Below are 18,730 nucleotides of genomic sequence, written 5' to 3' on the forward strand. Positions count from 1 at the left end.
CAGGTCGACTGCCGTTCGTGGTGGTGGTCCACCATCTGGTGATGAAGAAGACGTGCTCTGGTGAGGCAGACTCCCCTGAGGCAGAGTCGTGCGCAGGCACAAGCGTCAATGATGCCACAGGCTCGACCCCTCGCGCCACCGGACGACGCGCCCGGGCGACGGCACGCCGCGCCGTCAGGCTCGCGGGGTGATGCGGATGACCCGGGCCGGATCGCCGGCCGCGACGCCGCCTGCGCGGGCGTCGACCCGCGCCGCCGTGGCGACCCGGTCGAGGTCGGCCAGCGACGCGGCCACCCGACGCCGCGCCTCCGTCAGGAACTGCCAGACGGCGGCCGCGAGCAGCGCGACTCCCCCGGCGACCGTGACCACGGCGGAGAGGCCGAAGAGCGCGCTGGAGAGGTCGAGGTCGCCGCCGGGCACCACGCGGGTGAAGGCCGAGGAGGCCGCCGTCGCGGCCGAGCCGTCGACGAGGAAGAAGCCGAGCGCCAGCTGCGCGACCCAGGTCAGCGAGAGCAGCCCAGCGTCCAGCCAGGACACCGCCCGACGGTCACGGACGCTGCGCCGCGCCGTCACGACGCCGGCGGCCAGGGCCTGGGCGAGGAACAGCAGCGGGACGAGCACGAGCTGCCCCAGCACCTGCAGGCCCAGGGGGACGCCGAAGAACGCGCGACCTGCGAGGACCCAGAGGGGCAGTACGAAGGCCGCGGGCCACAGGAGGCGGTACAGGACTCGACGGATCGCCATGCGTCGAGCGTACGGGCGCCCGGCGGAGAACTGGCTGCGAGACCGCGGCCGCGGGTCGGGCCGCCGGAGCCTCAGTCGAGGAGGTCGGGACGGACGCGACGGGTGCGCTCGAGCTGCTGCTCGCGACGCCACGCGGCGATCGCGCCGTGGTTGCCGCCCAGGAGCACGGGCGGCACCTCGAGCCCGCGCCACGACGAGGGCTTGGTGTAGCTCGGGTACTCGAGGAGGCCGTCCTCGTGGCTCTCTTCCGTGAGGCTCTCGGGGTTGCCGACGACCCCCGGGACGAGCCGGCCGACGGCCTCGATGATCGCCGTGACGGCGACCTCGCCGCCGTTCAGCACGTAGTCGCCGAGGCTGACCTCGAGCACCCTGACCCGCGACGAGGCGTGGTCGACGACGCGCTGGTCGATGCCCTCGTAGCGGCCGCACGGGAAGACCAGGTGCGGCACCGCGGCGAGCTCGCGCGCCAGGGCCTGCGTGAAGGGCACGCCGGCAGGCGAGGGCACGACCATCGTCGTGGCCGCGGGGTCGGCGTCGTCGCCCAGCACGTGGTCGAGCGCCTCGCCCCACGGCTCCGGCTTCATGACCATGCCCGCGCCGCCGCCGTACGGGGTGTCGTCGACGGTGCGGTGCCGGTCGTGGGTGAAGTCGCGGAGGTCGTGCACCGCGACGTCGAGCAGCCCCTGCTGCCGGGCCTTGCCGAGCAGCGAGATGTCGAGCACGGAGAAGAACTCCGGGAAGATCGACACGATGTCGATGCGCACCGCGCCGCCGTCAGCTCTCGTCGTCGGGACGGGCAGGCGCGTCGGCCTCGACGGCCTCGGTCGACGCCTCGGCCTCGACGGCCTCGGTCGACGCCTCGGCCTCGGTCGACGCCTCAGCCTCGGTCGACGCCTCGGGCGCCTCGTCGGCCAGCTCCTCGAAGAGTCCGGCCGGAGGTGTCACCGTGACCACGCCCGCCTCGATGTCGACGGAGGGCACGAGGGCGCTGACGAAGGGCACGAGCACCTCGCCGCGCTCGGTGTCGACGGCGAGCAGATCTTGAGCGGGGAGGTGGTCGACACGGGCCACCGTGCCGACGACGACGCCGTCGCGCTCGACCCGCAGGCCGACGAGCTGGTGGTGGTACCACGCGTCGTCCTCGTCGGGGAGCTCGTCGAGGTCCTGGTCGACCCAGAGGATCGCCTTCACGAGCGACTCGGCGGCCGTGCGGTCGTCGACGCCCTCGAAGAAGCCGACGGGGTGGCCGTTGTACCAGCGCAGCTCGGCGAGGGTGAGGAGCTTGCCGTTCCACTCGCTGGTCTCGGGGACCTGGAGGGTGAAGGACGCCCCGGGGGTGAAGCGCTGCTCAGGCGTGTCGGTGAAGAGCTCGAGCTTGAGCGCGCCCTTCAGGCCGTGGGCCTTGGTGAGCCGCCCCACGCGGAGCTGGGTCTTGTCGGAGGACGCCACGGCTCAGGAATCGCTGTCGACGACGTCGACGCGCACTCGCTTGCCGTCGGCGATGGCCGTCACGAGCGTGCGCAGCGCCTTCGCGGTGCGGCCGGACCGGCCGATGACCCGCCCGAGGTCGTCGGGGTGGACGTGCACCTCGAGCACGTCGCCGCGCGGCGACGACGACTCGACGACCTGCACCTCGTCCGGGTGATCGACGATCCCCCGGACGAGGTGTTCGAGTGCAGGTGCGAGCACTGACTACGCCTCGGTGGTCTCGGCGTCGTCAGCAGCCTCGGCCGGGGCCTCGGCGGGCTCGGCCTTGGCGGGCTTGTCCGACTTCGGGACGAGCACGGGCTTCTTCTTCTCGTCGGCGACGAAGGCCTCCTTGGCGGCCTTGGTCTTGACGGTGCTGACGGCGTCGGCGTCGCCCTTGAAGCGGCCCCAGTCGCCCGTGAGCTTCAGGATGGCGGCGACCTGCTCGGACGGCTGGGCGCCCACGCCGAGCCAGTACTGCGCACGCTCGGAGTCGACCTCGATGAACGAGGGCTCCTCGGTGGGGTGGTACTTGCCGATCTCCTCGATGACGCGACCGTCGCGCTTGGTGCGCGAGTCGGCGACGACGATGCGGTAGTACGGAGCACGGATCTTGCCCATGCGCTTGAGACGGATCTTGACAGCCACAATTCTCCTGTGTGATGTGATGTGGGCGAGTTGCTAGCCGTGAGCGTGGGGGCACACTCGGCTCGAAAGCTCTATGAGGTCTGGCGGCCGCCTGATTAGAGGGTCGGACGACCGAAGACTCGACCCACCATTGTTGCAGACCCGACGCCGTATCTGCCAATCCCCCGAGATCGTGTCCGAGCCGCCGGCGCCCTCGGCTGTCAGGATGGAGCCGCCGGGACCCCCGCCCCCGTCCGACGAGAGAACAGGCACCATGCGAATCGACTTCACGAGCTCCGAGCCCTCGACCCTCGGCGTCGAGTGGGAGCTGGCCCTCGTCGACCAGCGCAGCGGCGAGCTCGCCCCGCACGCCCCCGCCGTGCTCGCCGACCTCGCGCACCTGAACGAGGGCGGGCCGGAGCGCCTGACCACCGAGCTGCTCACCAACACGGTCGAGGTCGTGTCGGGCGTGCACCGCCGCGTGGCCGACGCCGTCGACGACCTGCGCGGCACGATCGACCACGTGCAGGCCAGCGCCGAGCTGCTCGGCACCGACCTGATGTGCGCGGGCACGCACCCCTTCAGCCGCTGGGCCGACCAGGACGTCACCCCCGACAAGGAGCGGTACGCGACCCTCATCGACCGCACCCGCTGGTGGGGCCGCCAGATGATGATCTGGGGGGTGCACGTGCACGTGGGCATCGACTCGCGCGACAAGGTGCTGCCCATCCTCAACGGGCTGCTGACCTGGCTGCCGCACTTCCAGGCGCTCACCGCCTCGAGCCCGTTCTGGGTCGGCGAGGAGACGGGCTACGCGTCCAACCGCGCGCTCATGTTCCAGCAGCTGCCGACCGCGGGGCTCCCGCCCCAGTTCGGCGCCTGGGCGAACTACGAGGAGATGGTCTCGGACATGACGCGCACCGGCGTCGTCGACGACCACAGCGAGCTCCGCTGGGACATCCGCCCCTCGCCGAAGTGGGGCACCCTCGAGACCCGCGTCTTCGACGGCATCTCGACCTTCGAGGAGGTCGGCGCGATGGCCGCGCTGGTGCAGTGCCTCGTCGACGACATGTCGACGAAGCTCGACCGGGGCCACGAGCCCGCCCAGATGCAGCCCTGGTTCGTCCGCGAGAACAAGTGGCGCGCCGCCCGCTACGGGATGGAGGCGATCGTCATCCTCGACGCCGCCGGCGACGAGCGCCTCGTCACGGACGACCTGCGCGACCTGCTCGTCGACCTCGAGCCCGTGGCCGAGCGCCTCGGCTGCCTCGACCAGCTGCGCGGCATCGACACGATCGTCGAGCGCGGGGCCAGCTACCAGCGGCAGCTCACGGTCTCGGCGCAGCACGGCGGCGACCTGCGACCCGTCGTCTCGTCGCTCGTGCGCGAGCTCCGCGAGGGGATCGCGCCCGCCTCGTGAACCGCAGGAGGCGCGGGTCGGCCGACCCGCGCCTCCTCGACTCTCGACGCGCCGCGTCGCGGACTAGCCGCGGCCGAGCATCTTCTGCAGCGACGCCAGTTCGTCCTCGGTCGGGGCCTTGCCGGCACCGGCACCGGCGCCGCCGCCCAGGCCGAAGCCCGAGCCGCCGCCGGCCGCCGCGCCGCGGGGCGCCGCGCCCGTCGCGAGGGCCGCGTTCTGCGCCGCGCGCTTGGCGGGGTTGCCCGCCTTCGAGCCCTTCTTCTTGGGCTGCTGCTTCTTGCCGCCGTACGACGCGCCGGGGATCGGGCCCATGCCGGGCACCTGGGGCACGCCGCCCTTGGCGACCGTCTTCATCATCTTCGACGCCTGCTCGAAGCGCTGTACGAGCTGGTTGACGTCGGTGACGGTCATGCCCGAGCCCCGTGCGATGCGGAGCCGACGCGAGCCGTTGAGGAGCTTGGGCAGCGCCCTCTCTTGTGGGGTCATCGACTGGATGATCGCCTCGGTGCGCACGATCTCGCGCTCGTCGAAGTTCTCGAGCTGCTCGCGCATGCCCTTGGCGCCCGGCAGCATGCCGAGCATGCCCTTGATCGACCCCATCTTGCGCAGCTGCTGCATCTGCTTGAGGAAGTCGTCGAGCGTGAAGTTGTCGGTCGCGATCTTCTCGGCGACGGCGCGCGCCTCGTCCTCGTCGAAGGCCTGCTGGGCCTGCTCGATGAGCGAGAGGATGTCGCCGAGGTCGAGGATGCGGCTCGCCATGCGGTCGGGGTGGAACGGCTCGAAGGCGTCGAGGGTCTCGCCGGTGGAGGCGAACATGATCGGGCGCCCGGTGATCGACGCGACGCTCAGCGCCGCACCGCCCCGCGCGTCGCCGTCGAGCTTCGACAGCACGACGCCGGTGAAGTCGACGCCGGCCTGGAAGGCCTTCGCCGTGGCGACGGCGTCCTGTCCGATCATGGCGTCGATGACGAAGAGCACCTCGTCGGGGTCGACGGCCTTGCGGATGTTCGCGGCCTGCTTCATCAGCTCGGCGTCGACGCCGAGACGGCCGGCGGTGTCGACGATGACGGTGTCGTAGACCTTGTCCTTCGCGAACTTGATCGCCTGCTTGGCGACCTTGACGGGGTCGCCCACGCCGTTGCCGGGCTCGGGGGCGAAGACCGCCGCACCCGCCTGCTCGCCGACGACCTGCAGCTGCTGCACGGCGTTCGGGCGCTGGAGGTCGCAGGCCACGAGCAAGGGCGTGTGGCCGTCCTTCGCGAGCCACTTCGCGAGCTTGCCCGCGAGGGTCGTCTTGCCCGCGCCCTGGAGGCCGGCGAGCATGATCACGGTGGGCGGGTTCTTCGCGAACTCGAGGCGGCGCTGCTGGCCGCCGAGGATGCCGATCAGCTCTTCGTTGACGATCTGCACGACCTGCTGGGCCGGGTTCAGGGCCTTGTTGACCTCGTCGCCGAGGGCACGGTCGCGGACCGTGTTCGTGAACGCCTTGACGACCTCGAAGGCGACGTCGGCGTCGAGCAGCGCACGGCGGATCTCGCGGACTGTGCCGTCGACGTCGGCGGGCGTGAGCTTGCCCTTGTTGCGGAGGTTCTTGAACGTGTCCGCGAGGCGGTCAGAGAGGGTTCCGAATGTGGCCATGGTGCGGCCAGCTTAACCGATGCGGACCCCGGGGCGGGCAGCGGCCGCCGGGACGTCAGCCGATCAGGTTCTGCACGAAGACGTGCGGCGTGAAGCCGGTGAGGTCGCCGATGCCCTCGCCCTGGCCGACGAGCTTGATCGGGATGCCCGTCTGCTCCTGCACCGCGAGGACGAACCCGCCGCGGGCCGAGCCGTCGAGCTTGGTGAGCACGAGGCCGGTGACCCCGGCGTGCTCGATGAAGGCCTGCGCCTGGGCGAGGCCGTTCTGGCCCGTGGTCGCGTCGAGCACGAGCAGCACCTCGGCGATCTCGGTCTGCTTCTCGACGACGCGCTTGATCTTGCCGAGCTCGTCCATGAGGCCCGACTTCGTCTGCAGGCGGCCCGCGGTGTCGATCAGGACGATCTCGACGCCGGTCCGCATCGCGAACTCGACGGTCTGGAACGCGACGGAGGCAGGGTCCTGGCCCTGCTGCTGGGGCCGGACGATCTGGGCGCCCGCGCGCTCGGCCCAGGTCGCGACCTGCTCGACCGCGGCGGCGCGGAATGTGTCGGCCGCCCCGACCACGACCGACCGGTCGAAGTTGCGCAGGAACTTCGCGAACTTGCCGATCGTGGTGGTCTTGCCGACGCCGTTGACCCCGACCATGAGCACGACCGCGGGCCGCGCGCTGAGCTTGAGGGTCGAGTCGAGCCGCGACAGGCGCTCCTCGAGGGTCTCGCGCAGCATCCGACGGAGGTCGGCCGGGTCGGTGGTCGAGTAGCGCTGCACCTTCTGGCGCAGGTCGTCGACGACCTGCTCGGTGACGTCGGGGCCGAAGTCGGCGCCGATCAGCGCCTCCTCGAGCTCGTCCCACGTGGTGTCGTCGATCGTCTTCTTCGCGAACATGCCGCGCAGTGCGCCGGAGAGGGACCAGGGGGAAGCCATGCGCCCCAGCCTAACGAGCCGCGGAACCGTCGCGGACCGTGCAGGGGATGTAAGATCAGCGGGTTGAAGGGGAGTACTCCCTCGCGGTGCCATCGTCAATACGGAAGAGACCGATCTCGACCCGGTGCGCCGGTCCTCGACCGACCAGCTGGGCTGGACGGCCGCCGGGCGGAAGAGACCTTCAGTACCCGTCGCGTACTGGAGGTACACCATGGACGTCCACTTCATCACCTGGGCGATCACCATCGCCGGCATCCTCGGCCTGCTGGTCTTCGACTTCTACAGCCACGTGCGCACGCCGCACGAGCCCACGATCCGCGAGTCGGCCTTCTGGTCGATCGTCTACATCGGCATCGCGATCCTCTTCGGCGTCGGCGTCGGCGTCTTCTCGAACTGGACCTACGGCGGCGAGTACTTCGCCGGCTGGATCACCGAGAAGGCCCTCTCGGTCGACAACCTCTTCGTGTTCCTCATCATCATGACGAGCTTCGCCGTGCCGCGGATCTACCAGCAGAAGGTCCTGCTGGTCGGCATCGCGATCGCGCTGGTCTCGCGCGGCCTCTTCATCGCCGCCGGCGTCGCGATCATCGACAACTTCTCGTGGGTCTTCTACCTCTTCGGCGCCCTGCTGTTCTGGCTCGCCTTCAGCCAGGTCCGCGGCGGCCACGACGAGGGCGACCAGGCCGACAGCCGGCTCATCCGCATCCTGCGCCGCATCGTGCCGACCTCGGACGACTACGTCGAGGACCGCCTCACGACGAAGGTCGACGGCAAGCGCCTCTTCACCCCGCTGTTCCTCGTCATGCTCGCCATCGGCCTCACCGACGTGCTCTTCGCGCTCGACTCGATCCCCGCGATCTTCGGCCTCACCCAGGAGGCCTACATCGTCTTCACGGCGAACGCCTTCTCGCTGCTCGGCCTGCGCCAGCTGTACTTCCTCATCTCGGGCCTGCTCGAGCGCCTCGTCTACCTCGCCCAGGGCCTCGCGGTCATCCTCGCCTTCATCGGCGTGAAGCTGGTGTTCCACGCCCTGCACGTCAACGAGGTGCCGTTCATCAACGGCGGCCGGCCGATCGAGTGGATCCCCGAGATCCCGATCTGGTTCTCGCTCGGCTTCATCCTCCTGACGATCGCCGTGGCGACCGTCCTGAGCCTGCGCAAGACGAAGCGCGACGGCGTCCCCCACACGCTGCCGGCGTCGACCGCCGAGGCCGAGGCCGACGAGCGGTAGGGCGCAGGAGGCGGCGGGCGCGTCCCCGGGACGCACCCGCCGCCTCCTCGTCCCGCCGGCACCACGACGGCGCCGCAGCACCGCGCCGCAGCTCCACCACCACCGCGACACCAGGACGGAACCACACGCACCATGCGACTCGAACTCATCCGACACGGCCAGACCGACTGGAACAGCCAGGACAAGCTGCAGGGCTCGTCGGACGTCCCCCTCAACGACACGGGCCGCGGCCAGGCCCTCGAGGCGGCGCGCGTGCTGGCGGGCTCGCAGTGGTCGGCCATCGTCTCGTCGCCGCTGATGCGGGCCCGTGAGACGGCCGAGATCATCGCCGCCGAGCTCGGCATCGAGCTGGGCGACGCGTACGACGAGCTGATCGAGCGCGACTACGCGTCGCACGAGGGCCTCGTCGCCGACGGCGAGATCCCCGACGAGCCGAACGAGGCCTGGCCCGACATCGAGCCGCGCGAGTCGGTCGCGGCGCGGGGCATGGGCGCGCTCGAGATGATCCGCGACACCCGCCTTCCCCTCGACGGCCCCGACGCGCACATCGTCGTCGTCTGCCACGGCACGATCATCCGCTTCACCCTGTCGCAGATCATGGGCCGGGAGGCGCCGCACATCGAGAACGCGGCCGCCAACACGGTCGAGTGGGACGGCACCGCCTGGCGGGTCGTCTCGATCAACGACCGGACGGTCTAGGCGCTCTCCGCCACGGGGGCCGCGGCGCCGCCGCCGGCCGCGGGGTCGTCCGCACCCGTCGTCGCGCGCTCCGCGACGACGCGCTGGCCGACCACGGCGCTCACGCCGTCCTGGCGCATCGAGACGCCGTAGAGCGCGTCGGCGATCTCCATCGTCCGCTTCTGGTGGGTGATGACGATGAGCTGGCTGGTCTCGCGCAGGTCCTCGAAGATGGCGAGGAGCCGGCCGAGGTTCGCGTCGTCGAGCGCCGCCTCCACCTCGTCCATGATGTAGAACGGGCTCGGCCGCGCCTTGAAGATGGCGATGAGCAGCGCCACGGCCGCGAGCGAGCGCTCCCCGCCCGACAACAGCGACAGGCGCTCGATCTTCTTGCCGGCCGGCCGCACCGTGACCTCGATGCCCGTCGCGAGCAGGTCGTCGGGGTCGGTGAGGTGCAGCGAGCCGCTGCCCCCCGGGAACAGGATCGGGAACACCCGGTCGAACGCGGCCTGCGTGTCGTCGAAGGCGCTCGCGAAGACGGTCTGCATCTTCTCGTCGATCTCGTCGATGATGGCCAGCAGGTCGCGCCGGGTGCCGGTCAGGTCGGCGAGCTGCTCGGTGAGGAACGCGTGCCGCTGCTCGAGGGCCGAGAACTCCTCGAGGGCGAGGGGGTTCACGCGGCCGAGCTGCGCGAGCTTGCGGCTCGCCGCCTCGAGCCGGGCCGTCTGGGCGGCGCGGTCGTAGGGCGTGCCCGCAGGAGGCGCGGTGCGCGAGGCCTCGTCGGTCGCGTCCCCGGGGCCGGGACCGGGACCGGGGGCGGCCTCCCCCGCCGCCGCCTGGGCGTCGACCCCGGTCGGCGCGGCGCGGTCGTCCGGCACGAGCACGTCGGGCCCGTACTCGGCGACGAGCACCTCGTCGTCGAGCCCGAGCTCGGACGCCGCGCGCTCGAGCAGCTGGCCGAGGTGGAGCTTCGTCTCGTAGATCTCCATCTCGAGGCCGTGCACGGTCTCGGTGACGCCGTGCAGCCGTTCGCGCAGGGCGCGCTCGTCGCGCCGCAGCGCGGCGAGCTCGTCGTTCTGCCGCGTGCGCGCCGCCTCCTGCTCGGCGAGCCGGGCCCGTGCCTCGGCCAGCGACCGCCCGACGGCGTCGAGCACGGCGGGCAGGGCCTCGAGCACGGCCGAGGTACGGCCCATCTCGCGCTGCCGGACGACCGTGCGCCGGGCGTGCTCCTCGGCGGCGGCGCGCTGCTCGTCGAGCTGGCGCTGCAGGTCGCCGGCCCGGGCGACCTCGGCGCGCACCCGCTCGCGGACCGTCTCGAGCTGGACCCGGCGCTCGATCTCGACGGCCCGCGCCTGCTCGACCTCGGCGAGGAGCCCGTCCCGGGCGGAGGCGTCGAGGATCGGCCTCGGCCGGGCGGCGTGCTCGTCGTGCGCCGCGCGGGCCTCGTCGACGGCCCGGACGGCGGCCACGGCGCCCTCCTCCGCGGCGGCCAGCGACGCGCCGAGGCGGGCCTCCTCCGCCTCGGCGGCGTCGACCTGCGCCCGGAGGCGCCCGAGCCGCTGCTCGTGGGCGGCCGTGGCGGCCTGCTGCTCGCGGGCCGCGCGCGCGGCCTGCGCGACCTGTTCGCGGGACGCGGCCAGCGCCTCCTCGGCCTCGGCGCGCTCGTCGGCCAGGCGAGCCGCCTCGGCCTCGACCTCGCCGAGCCGCTCGGCCGCCGCGTCGCGCTCGGCGACGAGCTCGAGGCGCGACCGTTCGGCCCCGGACCCGCCGCGCAGGACGAAGTCGGTGAGCACCTCGCCCGAGCGCGTGATGACGGTGACGGGCGACGGGTGGCCGGACGCGGCGGCCCAGGCGGCCCGGGCCGTGGGCAGGTCGTCGGCGACGACGGTGCTCGCGAGCAGGCCGAGAACCCCGGCCGGGGCGTCGACGACGCTCGTCGCGAGGACGGCGCCGTCGGGCAGCTCGACGTCGAGGGCGGGGAGCACGCGCTCGGGCGCGGCCACGACCACCTCGACCCGGCCGAGCTCGGCCTCGGTCGCGTGGGCCAGCGCGCCGAAGCCGGCGTCGGGGTCGTCGACGAGCACCGAGTCGACCACGCTGCCGAGGGCCGCGGCCACGGCGGCCTCGTAGCCGGGACGCACCTGGACGTGCTCGGCGACGGGGCCGCGCACGCCGGGCCGCCCGGCGGCGACGAGGGCCGTCGTGCCGTCGGCCCGGTCGAGGGCCAGGGACAGGGCCCCGCGGCGGGCGGCGAGGGCGTCGCGCTCGCGCTCGGCGGCGTGGAGGCGGTCGCGCAGGTCGTCGACGGCCGCCTGCCGCTCGAGGGCGGCTCGCTCGGCCTCGGCTCGTCGGGCGTCGTGGTCGACGGCGTCGTCGCCCTCGTCGCCCGCGCCGCCACGGGGGGCCGCCTGCTCGAGCTCGGCCAGCTCGGCCCGGCCGGCGTCCCGGCGCGCGACCGCCGCCTCCCGGGCCGTGCCCTGTCGAAGCACCTCGCCGCGCACGGCCGCGAGACGCGACTGCGCGACGTCGAGCTCGCCCCGCAGCTGGCCCAGCACGAGGTCGTGACGCGAGACCAGGGCGCTCTGGGCCGCGATCTCCTCGTCGAGGGCGTCGAGGGAGGCGCGGGCGGTCACGACCGCGGCTCGGGCCTCGGCGAGGCCCTGCTCGGCCTGCGCCACTCCCCCCTGCAGCCGCTCCGCCTCGTCCCGGGCGTCGGCGACCATGCCGGCGCTGACGGTGCTCGGCGCCGCCGGCCCGTCCGCCTGCTGGGCGAGCAGCTGGAGGCGCTGCTGCGCGAGGCTCGCCGTCCCGCGGAGGCGCTCCTGAACCGACTCGAGCCCGAAGGCCACCCGCCGGGCCTCGTCGACGGCGTCGCCGACCATCTGCTGCTCGAGCCTGTGCTCGCGCGCCTTGGCCTGGTCGAGCTGCTCCTGGAGGACGTTCCGCTCGCTGCGGCGCTCGGCCTCGGTGCTCGACCGGCGCGCCAGCCCGTCGCGCAGCCCGACGACCTCGTCGGCGAGGAGGCGCGCCTTGGCGTCGCGGACGACCGCCGCGATGGTCTGCGCCTCGCGGGCCACCTCGGCCTGTCGGCCGAGCGGCTTGAGCTGTCGCCGGATCTCGCCGGCGAGGTCGCTCAGCCTCGTGAGGTTCGCCTGCATGGCGTCGAGCTTGCGGAGGGTCTTCTCCTTGCGGCGCCGGTGCTTGAGGATGCCCGCCGCCTCCTCGACGAAGCCGCGCCGCTCCTCCGGCGTGGCCCGCAGCACCGCGTCGAGCTGCCCCTGCCCGACGATGACGTGCATCTCGCGGCCGAGGCCCGAGTCGCTGAGCAGCTCTTGCACGTCGAGCAGGCGGCAGCCCTCGCCGTTGATCGCGTACTCGCTGCCGCCGTTGCGGAACAACGTGCGGCTGATCGTGACCTCGGCGTAGTCGATCGGCAGGGCGCCGTCGGCGTTGTCGATGGTGAGCACCACCTGCGCACGCCCGAGCGGGCCGCGGGTGGAGGTGCCCGCGAAGATGACGTCGGCCATCGTGCCGCCGCGCAGCGACTTCGCGCCCTGCTCGCCCATCACCCAGGCGAGCGCGTCGACGACGTTGCTCTTGCCCGACCCGTTCGGGCCGACGACGCACGTGACGCCCGGCTCGAAGGCGAACGTGGTCGGCGAGGCGAACGACTTGAAGCCCTTGAGGGTGAGGCTCTTCAGGTGCACGCGCGCCTCCTCACCGGTCTCGGGTGCCGTGTCCGTCCTCCGAGGATAGGCGAGCAGGGGCCTCGCCCCCGGGAGGCGCGGGCCGGGTCAGGCGACGCGCACCCGCTGGCAGCGGGGGCAGAAGTGGCTCGACCGGTTCATGAACGCCTCGCGCACGATCGCCGTGCCGCAGCGGGGGCACGGCCGGCCCTGCTGCCCGTAGGCGGCCAGGCTGTGGCTGAAGTAGCCCGACTGCCCGTTCACGTTGACGTACTGCGCGTCGAAGCTCGTGCCGCCCTCGCCGAGCGCCTTGAGCAGCACGGCGCGCACCTCGGCCACGAGGAGGCGCGCGCGGGCCCGCGAGAGGGCCTCGGTCGGCTGCTCGGGGTGGAGGCGCGCGGCCCAGAGGCTCTCGTCGGCGTAGATGTTGCCCACGCCGCTGAGCAGGCCCTGGTCGAGCAGGGCGCGCTTGACGCCCGTGCGACGGGCCAGGAGGCGGGTGACGACCGCGGCCTCGTCGAAGGCGGGGTCGAGGGGGTCGCGGGCGATGTGGGCGACCTGCTGCGGCACGCGCGTCGCCCAGTCGGCGACGGGACGGGCGGCCGCGGGGACGCCGCCGCGAGCCCGGGCGTCGGTGCCGTCGTCCGCGAGCTCGGCGTCGGCGTCGGCCGACCCCAGCAGGTGCGCGCCCGAGTAGCCCGCGGCCCGCCCGTCGGGCGTCGGCACGGTCTCGTCGAGCGCCATCGAGCCGAAGATGCGCTGGTCGACGAACGCCAGGCGGACGGCGCCGTGGCTCGGGCTGTCGACGTCGAGCCGGATGCGCATCAGGCGGTCGCCCGGGTGGTCGGAGCTGCGCAGCAGCACCTGGCCGCTCATGCCGAGGTGCGCGACGAGGGCGAGCGGGTGGTCGTGCGGCTCGGCGGGCTCGAACGGGAACCAGAGGAACTTGCCCCGTCGCACCGCCGCGTCGACCGTGCCGCCGACGAGCCGGTCGACGAAGTCGACCGACGGGCCGCGGTGCCGCTTGAGCGAGCGGTCGTCGAGCACGGTGACGCCGGTGACGACGGCGCCGGCCACGACCGGCGCCAGACCGGCGCGGACGACCTCGACCTCGGGCAGCTCGGGCACGGGGTCAGCGGTCGCCGCTCGAGAGCCGCGTCCAGGCCTCGAGCGCCGCGGCCATCTCGGCCTGCTTCTTGCTGCTGCCCGTGCCCAGGGCGACGTCGTCGGGCGAGTCGCCGAGGCGCACGGCCGCGTGGAAGCGCTTGTCGTGGTCGGGGCCGCTGTCGGTCACGTGGTAGGTCGGGGTGCCCCGACCACGGGCCGCGGCGAGCTCTTGCAGGCTCGTCTTCGGGTCCATCGCGGCGCCGAAGCGCGCGGGGTCGTCGAGCAGCGGGGCCACGAGGCGCAGCACGAAGGCGGTGGCCGCCTCGCCGCCGGCGTCGAGGTAGGTCGCGCCGATGATCGCCTCGACGGTGTCGGCGAGGATCGACGGCTTGTCGCGGCCGCCCGTCAGCTCTTCGCCGCGGCCGAGGCGCAGGTGCGCGCCGAGCCCGATGTTGCGGGCCACCTCGGCCAGGGCGACGGTGCTGACGAGGCTGGCCCGGCGCTTGGCGAGCTCGCCCTCGTCGAGGTCGGGGTTCTCGGTGAAGAGCATCACCGTGACGGCCTGCCCGAGGATCGAGTCGCCGAGGAACTCGAGCCGCTCGTTGTTCGCGATGCCGCCGTGCTCGTAGGCGTACGAGCGGTGCGTGAGCGCCAGCTCGATCAGGTCGTCGCGCACCTCGATGCCGAGCTGCACCAACAGATCAGCCCGGTCGGCACGAGGGCTCGACGCGGGCTGATCAGGGAGTGACGTGGTCACGGGAGACGGGTTCAGACGTCGGCGACCTTGCGGCCCTTGTACTCCATGTACAGGGCGGTGCCGGCGCTGTCCTCGACGACCTTGGCGCGGTGCGGGAGGCAATAGGTGACCTTGCCGTTCTCGACGGTCTTCACCAGCTGGACGGGAGTGGCCTTCCACTGCGACCGGCGGGCGTGGGTGTTCGAGCGTGACTGCTTCCTCTTGGGAACGGCCATGAGGTTCTCTTCTCTGTTGCGGCCCCCTCGCGGGGACCTGGTCTGACGTGGGTGGGTGACGCGGTGGTCTCAGCGCTGCTCGTCGTCTGCACCGGGCTCACGGGGAGCCTGGACAGGTGACTCGTCGCGCTGCGACGCGCCGTCGGCAGGTGCCGATTCAGCCTGGAACCCCGCGAGGGCCGACCACCGGGGATCGACGTCTTCACGAGGCTGGTAGTCGGGGATGTCCTCGACTCGTTCGCCCGTCACCGGGTCGAGTCCAGGGCAGTCCGGACGACAGACCGGCTGGAAGGGCAGTGACAGGACCACTGCGTCTCTGACCACTGGTTCAAGATCCACGTGATCGTCTTGAACCTGGTAGTCAAAAGCTTCGTCGACAGCGTACGCGAAAAGCTCGGCGAAATCGACTTCGACAGGCACGCTGATCGCCTTGAGGCAGCGGCTGCACTCGCCGGTCGCGGTGCCGGACACGTGCGACGACACGAGGATGCCGTCGTGCAGGCCCTCGAGCCGCACGTCGAGCTCGAGCACGTCGCCCGCCTGGACGGCGACCTGCCCCTCGCCGAGGCGCTCGGGCACCACGACCTCGATCGAGTGCTCGCGCATCTCGCCCGCACGGTGCAGGAGGTCGTAGACCGACAGCGTCCAGGGGGTCTTGGTGTAGTGAGGCACGAGGGGAGAGTCTACGCACCTGCGGCGCGTCGCGCCTCCGTGGTCGCCACGAGCGAACGGGGCGCAAGCAGGGCCGCCGCCCGTCGGCCCCGGGACGAGGAGGCGCGGAGGCCGCGGAGCACCCGGCGCGCGTCGTCCGCGACGTGCCCGCCCGCGGGGTCGGCGCCGAAGCGTTCGCCCTCGAGGGCCGCGGCCAGCGAGGCCAGGGCGACGCGCGCCTCCTCGTCCGGACGCGGCGCCGAGCGCAGCACCTCGTCGAGCGCGGCCGCCCCCGAGGCCGGCGTCGCCCCGGACGGAGGCGCGAGCCCGAGGTCGAGCGCCGTGTCGAGCACCTCGCGCCAGGCGGCCAGCGCGCGGTCGGGCGGGTCGGCGGTCAGCCGACGGCGTCGCCGGGCGCCGCGCAGTCCCGAGGGGACCACGAGCAGGGCGGCGAGGACGGCGAGCCCGAGGGCCCCGCCGACCACGGGGGCCGGGCCGGCCCCGCCCTGCTGCGCGGACGCGTCCTGCGACTCGTCGGCGCCGGGCGTCGGTCCGCCCGCGGAGGGGGCCGTCGAGGGCTCGTCGGCCGTGGGCTCGGGCGTGGCCGCGTCGGAGGCGCTCGGCGCGGCGGAGGGCTCGACGCCGGTCTCCTGCAGGTACGACTGCGGCGTGCCCAGCCCGACCGTCGGCTCGAACGGCACCCAGCCGAGGCCCTCGAAGTACAGCTCGGGCCAGGTGTGCAGGTCGTCGCTGCTCACGGCGCGGGCGGTCTCGTCGCCGAAGCCCGTCGGCGTGCCCGGCAGGAACCCGACCGCCATGCGCGAGGGGATGCCCAGCGTGCGGGCCATCACGGCCATCGCCGAGGCGAAGTGGACGCAGTAGCCGCTCTTGACCTCGAGGAACCGCTCGACCGCGTCCAGGCCGTTCCCGTCGTAGCCCTCGTCGACGGGCGTCTCCTCCGAGTAGGTGAAGTCGCCGTCGCGGAACCAGTCCTGCAGCGCGACCGCGGCGTCGAAGGGGTTGGCCGCGTCGGCCGTGACCTCGGCGGCGAGGTCGCTGACCGTGCGCGGGACGCCGTCGACCGAGAGGTAGGCCGACATGTCGGCGCCCTGGTCGCCCAGGGCGGCCACGACCTGCTCGGGGCTGGGGTCGACCGGGCGGCTCTCGACCGTGTAGTCGAGGCCCTGGGTGCTCTCGGTCGTGCTGCGCACCGTGACGCCCGACTGGTCCACGTACGACCAGCCGTCGTCGAGGCCGGTGATCGTCTGCGGCGGCACGGGCACGGGCAGGTACGGGCTCCGCAGCGCGCCGATGCTGACCTCGGTGCTGACGACGCGACGAGAGGTGCCCTCGGCGATGCCGGGGGCGTCGGGCAGGGCCTCGACGTCCAGGTCGGGGTCGACGTCGGCGTCGGCCGGGCTCCAGGTGCGGCCGCTGAAGTCGACGAGGTCGACGAGCTTGAGGTAGGTGCCGTCGGTGTCGGACGAGCGGTACGTGAGCACCGTGAGGGGCGCGCCGCGGCGCAGGTCGTCGCCGAGGTCGACGACGGGGTTGACGCCCGTCGCGAGCCCCGTCCCGGTGCCGACGCCGCTGAGCGGGGCGACGCCGCCGAACGGCACGACCGCGGTCAGGAGCGCCGCCACGCCGACGGCCGCGACTCCCCCGACGGCGGCGGACCGCGTCGGACGGCGCCCGGTGGAGACCGCGAGGAGCGCGAGCCAGAGCAGCACCGCCAGGACCACCCACGGCCAGCGGACCGCCGTGCCGGGCACGAAGGACGGCACGGCGAGCACCACGGCGGGGAACGCCCCGGTGAGCCCGGGCAGGCGGCCCACCGTGGCCACCAGGTCGCTGACGACGGCCACGCCGAGCACGGCCGCGACGACGACGGCGAGCAGGCCGTCCTGCACCTCGACGGGGGCCGTGCCCTCGACGATCGTCGTGGTGGCCTGGTCGGCGAGGTCGCGGAGGCGCTGCACGGTCGCGGCCGTCGGCACGACGCCGAGCACGGCCGTCCCGCCCGAGACGAGGGCGGAGGTGACGAGCAGGCCGGAGACGAGCCCGGCGAGCCAGCCGCCGAGCGGGCCCGCGCCGAGCGCCCTGACCCCGAGGGAGGCGCCCAGCACGACGGCCGAGACGCCGGCGCCCGCGACCCACCAGCCGACGCCCTGGAACAGCGACGAGAGGCTCGCGAGCGACGCGACGAGGGTGAGCCAGACGAGCAGGCTCACCGCCCAGCCGGTCGGCGCGGCCGCCCGCGGACGCGGCGACGGCCGGCGGTCGGCGGCGGCAGCGGGGGCGAGGGCGCGGGCGCGGTCAGCCATCGAGCAGCCCTGCCCCTCGGACGACGTCGGCGACGGCCTCGTCGGAGCCCGCCTCGACGACCCGCCAGCGCGAGCCGCGCAGCAGCTCGGCCACCTCGGCAGGGCGGAGGGGCGCGTCGCCTGCGTCGGCGGCGGACGGGCGACCCGTGTGCGTGAAGTCGAGCGCGGGCGAGACCACCACGGCGACCGCGGAGGCGCCGACCGCCCGGGACCGCACGAGGACGTCGAGGTCACGGCGGCGGAGCCCGGAGACGACGGCGACGACGGGCTCCCGCGCCGCCGCGGACGGGGCGGGGACGCCGGCGGGGTCGTCGAGGACCACGTCGGCGAGAGCCTCGAGGAACGCCCCGGTCGACTCGGGGTCGTGCCGGGCCACGAGGTCGCCGTCGGGCGTCGTGACGACCGCGACCGAGCCGGCGTGGCCCCACTCGACGGCGAGCGTGGCCACGAGCGACAGGGCCCACTCGAACGAGTCGCTGTGCCGGCCTGCTCCCCCGGGGCCGGTGGTCGCGTCGTCCCACGCCCCGAGCGCCGTCGGCAGGACGAGGCGGACGTGGGGCAGGCCGTGCTGCTCCTCCTGGCGCACCATGAGGTCGTCGTGCCGGGCCGTCGCCTTCCAGTGGACGCGCCGCATGGGGTCGCCCCGGCGGTACTCGCGCGTGACGGGGTCGTCCTCGGCGCCCGTCAGGCTCTGGCCCCGCTGGCGACGGGCGCCGTCGCCGAGCGCCCGTGACTCGCGGGCGAGGCCGAGGTCGAGCACCTCGGGCACGACGACGAGCTCGTGCATGCCGGGCACGGACGTGCGGCGGCGCCCGACCCCGAACGACTCGACGAGGTCGACGGTGAGCGGCCCCAGACGGTGACGGCCGCGGACGAGGTCGTCGTGACGGAACACGGCCGAGGAGGTGCGGCCCGGCTCGAGCGCCACGGTCGCGGACTCGGCCGACGGGCCGCCCTGCCAGGGCAGGCCCTCGCGCAGCACGACGACCTGGCCACGGCCCCTCGGGACGAGCGAGAGGGTCTCGACGACGGACCGGCCCGCGACGCCGCGGTCGGGGCCGAAGCGCCGGGCGACGTCGAGGTCGGCGCGCCGGAACACGAGGGACACGAGCACGGCCGCGACGAGCAGCACGAGCACGAGGCCCGCGAAGACCAGGGGCGTCGAGTCGAGCAGCACGCCGGCCACGACGGCGACCGCGCCCGCGCCGACCACGCCCGCCCCGCGCGCCGTGGGGCGCGGCGCCTGCCCGAGCGCCACGG

17 protein-coding genes are annotated in these 18,730 nt (G+C 73.6%); 3 read left to right on the forward strand and 14 right to left on the reverse strand.

Annotation, left to right across the window (positions count from 1 at the left end; genetic code table 11):
- Positions 1–174: 174 nt before the first annotated feature.
- The 5 genes from FHR78_RS02890 to rpsP form a co-directional block, all read right to left on the reverse strand.
- Positions 175–744, reverse strand: a complete 570-nt coding sequence (locus FHR78_RS02890) for a hypothetical protein (protein ID WP_166758991.1) — start codon at positions 742–744, stop codon at positions 175–177.
- Between the two features lie 71 nt (positions 745–815).
- Entirely contained in the window at positions 816–1,508 is a 693-nt protein-coding gene (trmD, locus tag FHR78_RS02895) for a tRNA (guanosine(37)-N1)-methyltransferase TrmD (protein ID WP_166758992.1), read from the reverse strand.
- A gap of 10 nt (positions 1,509–1,518) precedes the next feature.
- Complete coding sequence (gene rimM, locus FHR78_RS02900; RefSeq protein ID WP_347878022.1) at positions 1,519–2,193, reverse strand: ribosome maturation factor RimM; 675 nt, start codon at positions 2,191–2,193, stop codon at positions 1,519–1,521.
- 3 nt (positions 2,194–2,196) lie between these two features.
- Entirely contained in the window at positions 2,197–2,433 is a 237-nt protein-coding gene (locus FHR78_RS02905; protein WP_123546439.1) for an RNA-binding protein, read from the reverse strand.
- Between the two features lie 3 nt (positions 2,434–2,436).
- Positions 2,437–2,859, reverse strand: coding sequence for a 30S ribosomal protein S16 (gene rpsP / locus FHR78_RS02910; RefSeq protein WP_166758993.1), 423 nt, complete (start codon positions 2,857–2,859; stop codon positions 2,437–2,439).
- A gap of 253 nt (positions 2,860–3,112) precedes the next feature.
- On the opposite strand from rpsP, the gene FHR78_RS02915 reads away from it, so the two are divergent.
- Entirely contained in the window at positions 3,113–4,258 is a 1,146-nt protein-coding gene (locus FHR78_RS02915) for a glutamate--cysteine ligase (protein ID WP_166758994.1), read from the forward strand.
- 63 nt (positions 4,259–4,321) lie between these two features.
- Here FHR78_RS02915 and ffh read toward each other — a convergent pair whose 3' ends face one another.
- Complete coding sequence (gene ffh, locus FHR78_RS02920; RefSeq protein WP_166758995.1) at positions 4,322–5,896, reverse strand: signal recognition particle protein; 1,575 nt, start codon at positions 5,894–5,896, stop codon at positions 4,322–4,324.
- 55 nt (positions 5,897–5,951) lie between these two features.
- Positions 5,952–6,821 (reverse strand): signal recognition particle-docking protein FtsY, encoded by an 870-nt coding sequence (gene ftsY / locus FHR78_RS02925; RefSeq protein ID WP_166758996.1) that lies wholly within the window; start codon positions 6,819–6,821, stop codon positions 5,952–5,954.
- A gap of 211 nt (positions 6,822–7,032) precedes the next feature.
- On the opposite strand from ftsY, the gene FHR78_RS02930 reads away from it, so the two are divergent.
- Together FHR78_RS02930 and FHR78_RS02935 are read left to right on the forward strand one after the other, a co-directional pair.
- Positions 7,033–8,052 (forward strand): TerC family protein, encoded by a 1,020-nt coding sequence (locus FHR78_RS02930; RefSeq protein ID WP_166758997.1) that lies wholly within the window; start codon positions 7,033–7,035, stop codon positions 8,050–8,052.
- Between the two features lie 132 nt (positions 8,053–8,184).
- A complete protein-coding gene (locus FHR78_RS02935) occupies positions 8,185–8,751 on the forward strand; it encodes a histidine phosphatase family protein (RefSeq protein ID WP_166758998.1) in 567 nt (188 codons plus the stop codon).
- Here the strand turns inward: FHR78_RS02935 and smc are convergent.
- From smc to FHR78_RS15510, 7 genes are all read right to left on the reverse strand, one after another.
- Complete coding sequence (gene smc / locus FHR78_RS02940) at positions 8,748–12,437, reverse strand: chromosome segregation protein SMC (RefSeq protein ID WP_166758999.1); 3,690 nt, start codon at positions 12,435–12,437, stop codon at positions 8,748–8,750. The genes FHR78_RS02935 and smc overlap by 4 nt on opposite strands.
- Positions 12,438–12,524: 87 nt before the next feature.
- Entirely contained in the window at positions 12,525–13,544 is a 1,020-nt protein-coding gene (gene mutM / locus FHR78_RS02945; protein WP_166759000.1) for a bifunctional DNA-formamidopyrimidine glycosylase/DNA-(apurinic or apyrimidinic site) lyase, read from the reverse strand.
- 4 nt (positions 13,545–13,548) lie between these two features.
- Positions 13,549–14,223: a ribonuclease III gene (gene rnc / locus FHR78_RS02950; RefSeq protein WP_243862099.1), complete on the reverse strand. Its 675-nt coding sequence runs from the start codon at positions 14,221–14,223 to the stop codon at positions 13,549–13,551.
- Between the two features lie 68 nt (positions 14,224–14,291).
- Positions 14,292–14,495 carry a 50S ribosomal protein L32 gene (rpmF, locus tag FHR78_RS02955; protein ID WP_166759002.1) on the reverse strand — a complete coding sequence of 68 codons (204 nt, stop codon included), beginning with the start codon at positions 14,493–14,495 and terminating at the stop codon, positions 14,292–14,294.
- 69 nt (positions 14,496–14,564) lie between these two features.
- Positions 14,565–15,167 (reverse strand): YceD family protein, encoded by a 603-nt coding sequence (locus tag FHR78_RS02960; protein WP_347878023.1) that lies wholly within the window; start codon positions 15,165–15,167, stop codon positions 14,565–14,567.
- Between the two features lie 11 nt (positions 15,168–15,178).
- Positions 15,179–17,470 (reverse strand): transglutaminaseTgpA domain-containing protein, encoded by a 2,292-nt coding sequence (locus FHR78_RS02965; protein WP_166759003.1) that lies wholly within the window; start codon positions 17,468–17,470, stop codon positions 15,179–15,181.
- Positions 17,463–18,728, reverse strand: a complete 1,266-nt coding sequence (locus tag FHR78_RS15510) for a DUF58 domain-containing protein (RefSeq protein WP_166759004.1) — start codon at positions 18,726–18,728, stop codon at positions 17,463–17,465. The genes FHR78_RS02965 and FHR78_RS15510 overlap by 8 nt, the downstream gene beginning before the upstream one ends.
- Between the last annotated feature and the right edge of the window lie 2 nt (positions 18,729–18,730).

Source organism: Frigoribacterium faeni (assembly GCF_011761235.1).
GTDB lineage: Bacteria > Actinomycetota > Actinomycetes > Actinomycetales > Microbacteriaceae > Frigoribacterium > Frigoribacterium faeni_A.